The 11,605-nt window shown below is 46.2% G+C and carries 9 protein-coding genes; 5 read left to right on the plus strand and 4 right to left on the minus strand.

The features are described from left to right. Positions 1-233 precede the first annotated feature (233 nt). From GLV81_RS11045 to GLV81_RS11060, 4 genes are all read left to right on the plus strand, one after another. Positions 234-671: a hypothetical protein gene (locus GLV81_RS11045; RefSeq protein WP_157478917.1), complete on the plus strand. Its 438-nt coding sequence runs from the start codon at positions 234-236 to the stop codon at positions 669-671. Positions 672-1,047: 376 nt separating this feature from the next. Further along, the gene (locus GLV81_RS11050; RefSeq protein ID WP_157478918.1) at positions 1,048-1,503 is read left to right on the plus strand and encodes a hypothetical protein; all 456 of its coding nucleotides are present in this window, start codon (positions 1,048-1,050) and stop codon (positions 1,501-1,503) included. Between the two features lie 801 nt (positions 1,504-2,304). Next, positions 2,305-2,868, plus strand: coding sequence for a hypothetical protein (locus GLV81_RS11055; protein ID WP_157478919.1), 564 nt, complete (start codon positions 2,305-2,307; stop codon positions 2,866-2,868). A gap of 783 nt (positions 2,869-3,651) precedes the next feature. Continuing rightward, the gene (locus GLV81_RS11060; RefSeq protein WP_197428245.1) at positions 3,652-4,641 is read left to right on the plus strand and encodes a tetratricopeptide repeat protein; all 990 of its coding nucleotides are present in this window, start codon (positions 3,652-3,654) and stop codon (positions 4,639-4,641) included. Positions 4,642-5,297: 656 nt separating this feature from the next. On the opposite strand, the gene hutU is transcribed toward GLV81_RS11060, so the two are convergent. The 3 genes from hutU to hutH all read right to left on the minus strand — a co-directional run bounded on the left by hutU (position 5,298) and on the right by hutH (position 8,819). Continuing rightward, complete coding sequence (hutU, locus tag GLV81_RS11065; RefSeq protein ID WP_246185939.1) at positions 5,298-6,620, minus strand: urocanate hydratase; 1,323 nt, start codon at positions 6,618-6,620, stop codon at positions 5,298-5,300. After that, the gene (locus GLV81_RS20360) at positions 6,617-6,985 is read right to left on the minus strand and encodes a urocanate hydratase family protein (RefSeq protein WP_246185940.1); all 369 of its coding nucleotides are present in this window, start codon (positions 6,983-6,985) and stop codon (positions 6,617-6,619) included. The genes hutU and GLV81_RS20360 overlap by 4 nt, the downstream gene beginning before the upstream one ends. A gap of 295 nt (positions 6,986-7,280) precedes the next feature. Continuing rightward, positions 7,281-8,819, minus strand: coding sequence for a histidine ammonia-lyase (hutH, locus tag GLV81_RS11070; RefSeq protein WP_157478921.1), 1,539 nt, complete (start codon positions 8,817-8,819; stop codon positions 7,281-7,283). Positions 8,820-9,499: 680 nt separating this feature from the next. Here hutH and GLV81_RS11075 point away from each other — a divergent pair. Next, positions 9,500-10,825, plus strand: a complete 1,326-nt coding sequence (locus GLV81_RS11075; RefSeq protein WP_157478922.1) for an alpha-L-fucosidase — start codon at positions 9,500-9,502, stop codon at positions 10,823-10,825. A gap of 4 nt (positions 10,826-10,829) precedes the next feature. Here GLV81_RS11075 and GLV81_RS11080 read toward each other — a convergent pair whose 3' ends face one another. After that, a complete protein-coding gene (locus tag GLV81_RS11080; protein WP_157478923.1) occupies positions 10,830-11,585 on the minus strand; it encodes a sulfite exporter TauE/SafE family protein in 756 nt (251 codons plus the stop codon). Between the last annotated feature and the right edge of the window lie 20 nt (positions 11,586-11,605).

An 11,605-nucleotide genomic window follows, 5' to 3' on the forward strand; every position in this document is an offset into this window, starting at 1 on the left:
TTTGCATACATGAACAAGCAAAATGATTTACTATATCTAATGGCTGCTATCCTCCCCCTCAATGGTGCCATTCTACAGCATCTTGAAGCAAAGGTTTCTCAACAATCCTTCGGATTGCACCCGGACATTTGTTGCAGTAACTTCTCTCCTTGTAAAAGGGCCTAATCAACAAACTACCGGCGGCTAATTGCAAACAGCATAAATTAGTTTGCATTATCGGCAAATGAATACGCATGAATAGAATTGTATGGATATTCTTTATCTCAACCTTGAACTGTTTCAACACATCATCGCAGGCCAACAACTTAACATTTGACAGATTGACCATTGCGTTCAATGACAATTCGCTTATTCCTCAGTACTACACACTCATCGTTAAAACAAAAAAGGTCTATTCGATGACGCCTTTTGTAAGCTATTTACACATCAAAGGAGAAAAAAGCAGCACAACTGTCAAGCTAAACAAGACAACCAAAAAAAGTATTTTCAACACCCTACACCAGATTGGTTGCACAATCATATTACAGGATAATGCGCCCATTTCCGGAGATAATTATTTCGTTATACAAACTTTTATTGCCGATACATTGACGAATACATATTGCATTTCTGAAGCACTGGCACCACCTGAAATCAAAAAAATGTATGAGGTGATAAGCCGCCGCAAATAACAATAGCTTATTTTTTTCCTTACCAGCAAACTCCCTCGCAGGAGACATTGCTGCCAAGTCAAAATCGGGCAAGACAATCAAAGGACATGCTGACTTCAGCACACTTGACATGAAGTGGATCCTTAGGCTTCATGAATACTGGCATAGCCTCCGCCCCGCAGCATTGCACAACACATTTATTTGGTAAAATGCCAACAATACAATTTGTACAACCGGGTGTATTGTACTAATAAACAATACAAAATGTATAACGCCAGAACATTGATAATCAATAATGTTTCGTTAGACCTTTTTTGAAAACAGTATCATATATTTACGTGTTAGGCGTAATTTGCAACCATCCAATTAGCGACACAGGAACAAACAATTCTACAGCATGACCCTCTGGGACGATTTAATGCAAAACTTTTGGAAAGATGGTACAAGAGAGTGGCACAAAGGCAAAATTATTTCATCAATTGTTGTGGTCTTAGCATTGATTGTTTTTGCTTTTTATAATAGTAGACGTTTAAAAGCAAATGCCGCAGACAGAAAAGCAAATCTCAAATACACAATTGGAGTGACAGGCAAAACACATCACAATATCAAAAGCTCCCAGCCGACTGTTGAATTTACTTATAATGTAGGTATGACTGAATATTCTGGAAACGAAATGATTGCAGCCAAATTTGAAAAATCTGTCGTTGCTAACGGCGGAAGATATTATGTTGAATTTTCCTCTAAAAATCCAAATAACAGTAAGCTGCTGTTGGACTACCCTGTGCCAGACACGGTCACGAATACACAGGAAGAAGGTTGGACTTATATGCCAGGCTACAACAACAAACGTTAAACTACGCCTAACAGCAGTTTTGCAATAGGCTGGCAGACGGAAGAGCAATCGGCAACAAATCTTTATTCGCCGGCAGTTATCGGCTGGACATTCATTATTCGACTTTAGTTCTTATTTTCATCATTAGTAATTCTAATCAGCTATTGTATCGGCAGACGAAACACAGAAGTCCAGCCCATCGCAAAGCTGTCGGACGTTAGGCGCAACCAAAACCACCAGAAGTTTGAAGGACATAATTATAAATCGCTCTAGGATATCAAAACCCATCTTTTTTGCCGTCTTTATTTTTCTTGGTGTAATGTGTGCCTACTCAATTTGGAAGTGGATTATTAAGGATGTACTTATTAGTGGAGCCTTATTAGCTGGCTGGTATTTTATTTTCAAGCGTCAACCTAAACGTGCACAGACTTTAATTAAAATAAACGAAGAGCGGCTTTGGACAAGAAACAGAGGGAATAAGTATTGGAAGTCTGTTATCTGCATCAAATTCCGCTATGAGCGACACCGGAACTATATGGACGTATACGTTAGCAATGACGTCGTTGCGGACGAAGAGATTGATTTGCACGAGGTGGACATGCCGGTTTGGTGGCTAAAGCGAATTCTAAGACGACATGTAAAAGTGGAAAACCATTAATCTGCGCCTAACAGCGTATTGCAGCAATGCGGGCAGAAGCACATGGGATGAACTTCACAATTCTATTTAGCCGTTGTACATTAGTGGGGCTGAAGTGTACCAAATATCCGCACTGACCGCAATACGTTCGACGTTAGCTGCCAGTAAATGACCCTGCTTATTATATGAATTCTTCAATTGGACATATTGCAAATCACAAGACAACTAATGAGCAAGGATTGATATTAGGTGAAATAAGTTTTCATGGCGTGGGGTGGCAAGCACAATTTAGTTACGACGATAAAATTGAAATTGACGTTATCAAATTATCAGAACTTGACATTGGCGAACTTAAGAGTGACTATGAAACACTTTCAAGGCTTTTACGTGATATAAATTCGACAATTCAACAAACCAGAGAATTGGCTTCCGAAATACTATGTAATTTTATTGAAGAAGTTGGTGCCGATATTGATTTAGAAACATTACAAAATGCCCTAAATAAATTGGTTGACAGAATTGCTATTGAAGATAATTGGAATGTGGGTCAAAAATTAGGAGAGAGCATTTACGAATTAATTTGTTTACAAAAAATCGACAAGACAACTGAATTTGAATTGATAAAGAAGCTTGCATTGTTAGACAAAGATTTTCTGCATAGTTGTTTGGACGATGAAGAATATTTGCAAATCAAAGAAGTTAATGACTACATCAATGACAAAACAAAATGGTGGAATACCGGCAGCTAACAAAAATATTTTCGCAACCCGGGCGGACGAGTTAATTCCGGGCATTAGTTCATTACTCAGCTTTAGTTCAGGGCAGACAATACTTCTCTGGTCAGCGTATCTAATTTCAACAGTCCTGCGCGTGGCAGCATCGGTACCGGGCGGACACAGCAGCTATCCCGGGCTGCGTAAATATCAGTTCGTTGTACGCATTTTTTTTAGACACTCTAAAGAATATGAAAATTCATAAAAGTACCTTATATATTCTGCTGTCGATAATTATTCTCTCCTGCTCAGAATATAAGCCGCAAAACTGCAAGAATTTTAAAACTGGAAAGTTTTCATTTCATTCAGAGAACACCGGGACAGACTTCTTAATTGACAGACAAGATACACTACATATTCAAACAGAAATACAAACAAGAAATACTTCGGAGTGGAAGGTGGACTGGATTAACGATTGCGAATATAATATTTCATTACTACGAGACAATTATGGGTTAGTGAAAAGTTTCGAAGGTGAAGACCTGCCTACATTTAATTATAAAATCATAAAGTCAACAGGCGACTACTACATTTTCCAAGGCACGCATATCCCTACTCAAAACAAGTTATCAGACACAGTATGGAAAATTAAATAACGGTCGATTCCACTTAAGAACTGCGTACAATATTGGGTTTTATGCTTGTTGGTCATGACCAACAAGCATAAACTAATTGCAAATCCAAGCTGTGGTTCGGGCAGGACAAGCAACTTTCAACTTTAGTTCTTAAATTCAACATCAATTTTTCAATCAGCAGCGGTTGTCGGCAGACGGATTGCTATTTTCCAACCTGCATAAAGCCCTGCTCGTTATGCGCTATGCTATGACCAGACTTCTAACTATACTTCTGCTGACAATTTCAATTTCATCATGCTCGGGTCAATCAACCGACAAAAGACAGATTAAAAAAATGGAAAGATATTTTTCAGAAGCCGAATTTAATGACAACTTCGGCAAGGAAATGGTTTCTGCGACTTCTGTTTACGACAGAATGGTAAAAAATGGGATGAAGGATTACAGTTTAGTAACATTTGACTTTATTTATATCTCAAACTCAAAAGAGAGACTTGACTCGTTGGCGAATTTTCTCTCAAATAACTATGGCTTCAAAACAAACCCAGTAAAAGAGAAAAAAGATTATTGGGAACTTACAGGGGACGCTACCGAGTTTCCTGTTGACGAAGACAATCTATTGTTTTGGGCATTGGACTTATATTGCAAGGGCTATGAATTTGACTGTAAGTTGGATGGGTATGGAGCTTTGACAGACCCAAAGAATCAAAATTTCCCTAAGCTTGACACTGCTTTGGCTGAACATTATTTTGACCTTGCAATGGAAGCTTACAACAAAAGAAATTTAGGGATGACTATAGTTCATCTCTCCACAGTTTTGAAGCTTGACCCTAAAGACCCCAATGCCTGGTATTCCAGAGCTATTGCAAAGGATGAATTACATACATGGAAATCAGCGCAACGAGACTATGACAAAGCTATTGAGTTAGCACCAGATTTTGTTGGTGCTCTTGTGAACCGAGCAGCTAATAGAGATGAAGCAGGTGAATACAATGAAGCCCTGAAAGATTATGACAAAGCGATATCATTAGACCCTACTAATGCAATGGCTTTTTACAACCGTGGTAACACCAAACATAATATGGGGGACAAACAAGGAGCTTGCACTGACTGGAAGAAAGCGAAGCAATTAGGCGCAGACTATGCACAAGACAGAATTGACAAATTATGTAAGTGAGAAGGACAAGCACACAACATTCAGTTTTGCGTCAGCAGGGGGCGACGAATAAATCCTCATCTTAGTGCTACTATCAGCTACATATCGGGCTGATCGAACATGGATGAGAAACAGAATATATTTTCAACTTCAGTATCTTTAATCGGCTGCAGTTCCCTTCTGGCGCAAGTGTTCCGCCCAAGCGGATCACTTGTGACTTTTCAATCCTGCCGGACTGTGTCCGGATGAAATAAAACAAACCAATAGTGGCGCAGCAAGTAATGGAAAGTTTGTGCTGAATGCCCGATACAATCGGGACAATGTAAGCTGGCACAAGTAGCCTGCTATGCAGAACACATGCGCCAGGATAGTTAAAAGCCGTGGCTATGCAAAGGCAACCCACTAACTGTCGTAGGCCTCCCGGCCCGTGACGGGCACGTTACTCTGCCAGCACTTCGAGAGGTAACAGCATTCACCGCAAGTGTAGTAACCACTATTCACTGGCCCGGAGGCCAGCGAAAGCAATCACTCATTTTTTCCCGGCAACACCTACCGTCTTTCTATTATTGCCGACACACCATTACGTGAACATTTTTTTAGTGACCATTTCAATTTGATTTTTTAAAACGTTCACCAAATAACCGAAGGCCTTCAGCTGTATCTACCGACTACCAACCTCAATCAAACAAATTCAACCGGTGCGCCCTGGCCGTGTCTTTGGCTATGTCGTAGCCGGCATCGGCGTGGCGGATAACGCCCATACCCGGATCGTTGCGCAGCACCCGTGCCAGGCGGGCTGCCGCAGCATCGGTACCATCGGCCACTATCACCATACCGGCATGTATGCTGTAGCCCATGCCTACGCCGCCGCCATGGTGCAAGCTCACCCAACTGGCACCACCTGCGGTGTTTACCAGCGCATTGAGCAAGGGCCAATCGGCCACGGCATCACTGCCATCCAGCATGGCTTCGGTTTCGCGGTTGGGCGATGCCACAGAACCGGTATCGAGATGGTCGCGGCCAATCACAATGGGGGCTTTCACTTTGCCGGTACGCACCAGCTCATTAAAAGCGAGGCCGGCTTTTTCCCGTTCGCCCTGGCCCAGCCAGCAAATGCGGGCCGGCAAACCCTGAAAGGCAATTTTTTCTTTGGCCAATTGCAGCCAGCGCTGCAGGCTCTGGTTCTCCGGAAATAGTTCGGCAATTACGGCATCGGTTACAGCAATGTCTTCGGGATCGCCGCTGAGTGCCGCCCAGCGAAACGGACCCTTGCCCTCGCAAAACAACGGCCGGATATACGCCGGCACAAACCCCGGGAACAAAGACGCATGACTGCTTAAGGGTGGAAACTGAGAATGATTGCCGTGATTCTTTTCTTGCTCCAATGCACGGGCCCGCAGGTTGTTGCCATAATCAAAAGTGATGGCGCCTTTTTGCTGCAGTGCCATCATGAGCTGCACATGCAAATGCATGCTTTCATAACTCCGCGACAGATATGCTTCGGGATTGCTCTGCCGCAGTGCATTGGCATCCTCAATGCTGAGGGTATGCGGGGCATAACCTATCAGCGGATCGTGGGCACTGGTTTGGTCGGTGAGGGTATCGGGCACAATGTCTCTCGACAACAAATGGTCGAGCAGGTGCACGGCATTGCACAACACGCCAATGCTTTTAGCAATGCCTTCGCGGCGGTAGTGCAGCGCTGCATTAATGGCATGGTCGATGCTGGTATATTTTTCGTCGAGGTACTTGGTTTCGATGCGTTTGTCGATGCGCCACTCTTCTACTTCGGCCACCAGCGCCACGCCTTCATTCATGGTAATGGCGAGTGGTTGAGCACCGCCCATGCCACCGAGTCCGGCAGTTACATTGAGGGTGCCTTTGAGGCTACCACCAAAATGTTTGTTGGCAATGGCGGCGTAGGTTTCATACGTGCCCTGCACTATGCCCTGGCTACCGATGTATATCCAGCTGCCGGCGGTCATTTGGCCATACATCATGAGGCCCTTTTTTCGAGCTCTTCAAAGTGCTGCCAGTTGGCCCAGTTGGGCACCAGCTGGCTATTGCTGATGAGCACCCGTGGTGCATCGGGATGTGTTTTTAAAATGCCCACCGGCTTGCCACTTTGGATGAGCAGGCTCTCATCATTGTCCAACAATTTGAGTGCTTTGATGATGTTGTCGAGGGCTTCGAAATTGCGGGCTGCCTTGCCCCGGCCGCCATATACAATCAGGTCATCGGGGCGTTCGGCTACCTCGGGGTCGAGGTTGTTGAGCAACATGCGAAGGGCGGCTTCTTGTATCCAGCCTTTGCAGGTAATGTTGGTACCGGTTGGTGTTTTGTATTGGATGGGATCGTATGGCATATATCGTTGATTTTTGTTAACCACTAAGACACGAAGAAGACACAGGGAACACAAAGGTTGAGGTAATTGGGATTTGAGTTGTTGACTTTCATCATGCGGTTTTGAACCACGAAGACGCGAAGGATGCACAAGGAGCACGAAGATTTTTTTTAACCACAGAGGTAATGGAGGTTTACACAGAGGCACACAATGCTTTGTGTTCTTTCATTAGCTCATCACCACATTGTTCATCCCCACTTCCTTATTCTTTGTTTCTTATTACTAATTACCAAACCCTAATCCCTAATCCCATTGCTCATTCAAACTCAATCCCCTGCGCTTTTGCAAAGGCATTTAGTTGTTGCACAAATGAGAAGTCTTTGATGAGGCCGGCTACGGCGTTGATATCATTGGCAAAAATCCGGTCTTCGTTGGCGAAGCCTACAAATTGCCGCACATAGTCGTGGGCAAATTCCAACAGCACACTGCTCTTCAGTGGCCGTCTGAATTCAATGGCCTGGCAGGCACTCAATAGTTCGATAGCGAGAATGTATTCCAGATTTTCGAGCACCTTATTGAGCTTGCGGCCGCTGATGCTGCCCATGCTTACGTGGTCTTCCTGCCCCAGCGAAGTGGGAATACTATCAGCACTGGCGGGGAAGCAGAGCGTTTTATTTTCCGTCACCAAAGCTGCAGTGGTGTACTGCGGAATCATGAAGCCGCTGTTGAGGCCCACATCCTGCATCAGCAGCATGGGCAGGCCCCACTTGCCTTCGAGCAAGAGGTAGCAACGCCGGTCGCTGATGTTGCCGATTTCCGCTGCCGCCAAACAGGCATAATCCAAGGGCAGCGCCAGTGGCTGACCGTGAAAATTTCCACCACTGATGGTATCGTGTGCATCAAAGATGATGGGATTATCGGTCACGGCATTCAGCTCTGTTTCGGTGAGGGCTTTCAGGTGCAGCCATGCATTGCGGCTGGCACCATGCACCTGCGGCATACAACGCAAACTGTAAGGGTCTTGCACCCGGCCACAGTCTACATGGCTATCCATGATGTGTGAACCATGTAGCAATGTGCGAAGTCTTTTTGCCACCAGCAGATTGCCTTCAAAAGGCCGCAGCTGATGAAGGCGTTCATCAAAAGGAGCCTTGGTACCCGTGAGGGCTTCGAGGCTCATGGCGCCAATGATGTCGGCGGCATCCAAACAATTGTGCATGCGCTGCACGGCCTGTGTGGCAAAGGCCAAAATAAACTGTGTGCCATTGATGAGTGCCAGCCCTTCTTTCGGTCCTAAGGCAATGGGCTCCAGTTGCTCCCGCTGCAATACATGCGCCGTTACCACCCGTTGTCCTTTGTAATAACATTCGCCCAAGCCAATGAGGGGCAAAAACAGATGCGCCAAGGGTGCTAAATCGCCACTGGCCCCTACACTCCCTTTTTCGGGCACCACAGGTATTACATCATTGTCGATATGCCAAATGATGCGCTGCAAGGTGCTGAGCTGCACCCCACTGTAGCCCTGTGCCAGTGCATGCACTTTGGTGATGAGCATGAGCTTGGCTACCAACACTGGTATGGGGTCGCCTACACCTACGCTATGGCTTTGTAAAATTTTATACTGCAGGGTGCGGGTATCGGCGGCGGAAATGGGTGTATTGGCAAGGATGCCAAAGCCAGTGTTAATACCGTACACCGTTTGGCCTTCATCAACAATTTGTTGTACCGATTGGGTGCTGCGGGCAATGCGCTGCAGGGCTTCTTCCTGCAGGCTGGCGGGGCATTGGCCTTTGGCAATGGCCACGGCCACATCTACTGTAAGATGGCCGGTACCGTAATGAAATGGGGCAAGCATAGCATCGTTGTTGGTGAAGTGGGCAATGTATGAAATGCCATTGAATTTTAGGGAACACGGATTGATGGGACGGAATGAATGGGACGCGGATTATTCACGGATGGGGAACGGATGTACACGGATTTTAATTCAATCCTTTGTGTTCTCTGTGTACTCTCCCGCTTTAAGCGGGACAAGTTGTGCGAAATATGGGAACGCGGATTGCTGGGACGCGGATTTTTCACGGATGGGGATCGGATGTACACAGATGGAACAACATTAGCCCCAACGGGGCGAAATAGCATAGCCCCGGGTTTCACCCCGGGGTAAATGGGCAACAACAATCGCCAAGCCCTGTAGGGGCGACATTATTTGAACAGGTTGCAACCTTTGATTGAGTAACCATCTGTCACAGGCCGGGAGGCCTGCGACAGAAAGAGACGCGGAGTTTTCGGATGGGGAACGGATTGTCACGGATTTTTTTTGTTTCCTGTTTTCCCACCATCTGTCAACTATCAATAATTTTTAGAATGAGGATTTTATTACAAAAACATTTGGCACTCTGTGAGCTCAGTGCGAAACTCCAATGCCTCTGTGGTAAAAAACTTAGTGCTCCTTGTGCCTCCTTCGTGCCTTTGTGGTTCAAAAAAACACAGCATCCTCTCCTGCCGGCATCGTACATTTCCGGATATATTGTCCGTATGAAAAATACATTTCTCTTGCTGCTATTGTGTGGCAGCCTGCTGGCCAACGGCCAGGCCAACTATCAACCTAGTACTGACAACCTGCAAGCCAGAACCAACTTTCAGGATCATAAATACGGGATGTTTATACACTGGGGATTGAGCAGTGTGCTGGGTGATGGCGAGTGGGTGATGAACAACCGGAAGATTCGCAAGGATGATTATCAACGTTATATCCGGGTGTTTAACCCGCTTGATTTTGATGCGGAGCAATGGGTACTCACGGCCAAAAATGCGGGCATGAAATACATCGTGTTCATTACCCGCCACCACGATGGTTTCAGCAACTGGGATACCCGCTACAGCGATTGGAAAATAACGAACACGCCTTATGGCAAAGATGCGTTGCAACAACTGGCAGCAGCCTGCAAAAAGCATGGCCTGCAACTGGGGCTCTACTACTCTACCCTCGATTGGTACCGGGAAGATTACCCCTGGCGCAGCGGCCGTACTGGTCAGCACAGCGGCCGCACCGGCAATGGCGATTATGCCAGCTACCTGCAGTTTATGAAAAACCAACTCACCGAACTGCTGACGAATTACGGCCCCATCATGAGCATTTGGTTTGATGGCCACTGGGACCAAACCAACCCCGAAGGCAGCCACGACCGGGCCTCCCGCATCGACTGGAAGTATGAGGAGATTTATGGCCTCATCCACCAATTGCAACCGGCTTGTATGATTGGTAACAACCACCACCTCGATCCCATTGCCGGCGAAGATTTTCAAATGTTTGAACGTGACCTGCCGGGTGAAAATAAATCGGGGCTGAGCTTCCAACAAGCCAGCAATGCCCTGCCGGTAGAAACCTGCGAAACACTCAACAATAGCTGGGGTTACAACATTACCGACCGCAAGTTCAAATCGCCGGAGCAGGTGATACACTGGCTGGCGGGTGCTGCAGGCCGCAATGCCAACCTGCTGCTGAACGTAGGCCCCATGCCCACGGGTCCCATTCAACAAGAATTTGTAGATACACTGGCTGTGGCAGGTAAATGGCTGACCACGTATGGCGAAAGTATTTATGGCACCCGTGGCAATGTAATACCTCCTCAACCTTGGGGCGTAGCTACGCAAAAAGGCAAACGCATCTTTCTGCATTTTTTGAAAGCACCGGCTAACGACTTTGTATTGCTGCCGAACTTTGCCAGCGAAGTAGCGGCCGTACAAACCATGGGCAGCAACAAACCACTCAAATGGAGTAAGATAAAAGAAGGCCTGATTGTGTATCCGCAATATGTGGCGGGTACGTATGACTATGTGGTGGAGGTGCTGTTGAAGTAGCAACTTATTTCAACAACATCGCAACAGCGCCTACCAATGTGAGCACAATCACTACCCTGCGGTAGTGGCTGTCTTGCAAATGCCGCACAATGCGTAGCCCCGTTACAAAGCCCAGCGCCAAGGCCGGCAACAATACAATATCGGTGAGCAAGGTATCGGCATGTATGTTTTTCCAGAAGAAAACCTGAAAGGGTAACTTAAACAGATTGATGACGAGAAAGAGCCACGCAGCAGTGCCAATAAAATCATTCTTGGGCAGGCGCATGGCTAAAAAATAAAGGTTGGCAAAAGCACCGGCCAGGTTGCCCATCATGGTGGTAAAGCCCGCTGCCAAACCCGTGCTCACAGCAAACATGGGATGTTTGGGAACGGACACTGATTTACGCAGTTCCATCCACAGCACAATGATGATGGTGCAGAGCACAATACCCGCCATGAGCATGCGGAATGTTTTTTCTGGCATGTCTTGTCCGAGGTATACGCCGAGCAAAATACCAACGGCCATCCAAGGCATGAGTTTCCAAAAATGTTTCCATTGTGCATGGCGGTTGTAATAGATGACTGCCGCAATATCTGCCGCACACAGCAGCGGCAGCACAATGCCTGTAGACGATTTGCCGCCAAAGACCAGCGCCATAATAGTGACCGACAACATGTCGACACCTTTTAAGCCTGCCTTGCCCAAACCAATGATGAAGGCTGCCAGTAAAATGAGCAGCCAGTGCGACAATGGATACAGCGAAAAAACCGAATACAACATGGGGCGCAAAGTAAAGGCAG

This window comes from Phnomibacter ginsenosidimutans (genome assembly GCF_009740285.1).
Classification (GTDB): Bacteria; Bacteroidota; Bacteroidia; order Chitinophagales; family Chitinophagaceae; genus Phnomibacter; species Phnomibacter ginsenosidimutans.

Coding starts and splice junctions, on each gene's coding strand:
- GLV81_RS11045 (WP_157478917.1), top strand. CDS start 234: ATGAATAGAATTGTATGGATATTCTTTATCTCAACCTTGAACTGTTTC.
- GLV81_RS11050 (WP_157478918.1), top strand. CDS start 1,048: ATGACCCTCTGGGACGATTTAATGCAAAACTTTTGGAAAGATGGTACA.
- GLV81_RS11055 (WP_157478919.1), top strand. CDS start 2,305: ATGAATTCTTCAATTGGACATATTGCAAATCACAAGACAACTAATGAG.
- hutU (WP_246185939.1), bottom strand. CDS start 6,620: ATGATGTATGGCCAAATGACCGCCGGCAGCTGGATATACATCGGTAGC.
- GLV81_RS20360 (WP_246185940.1), bottom strand. CDS start 6,985: ATGCCATACGATCCCATCCAATACAAAACACCAACCGGTACCAACATT.
- hutH (WP_157478921.1), bottom strand. CDS start 8,819: ATGCTTGCCCCATTTCATTACGGTACCGGCCATCTTACAGTAGATGTG.
- GLV81_RS11075 (WP_157478922.1), top strand. CDS start 9,500: ATGAAAAATACATTTCTCTTGCTGCTATTGTGTGGCAGCCTGCTGGCC.
- GLV81_RS11080 (WP_157478923.1), bottom strand. CDS start 11,585: ATGTTGTATTCGGTTTTTTCGCTGTATCCATTGTCGCACTGGCTGCTC.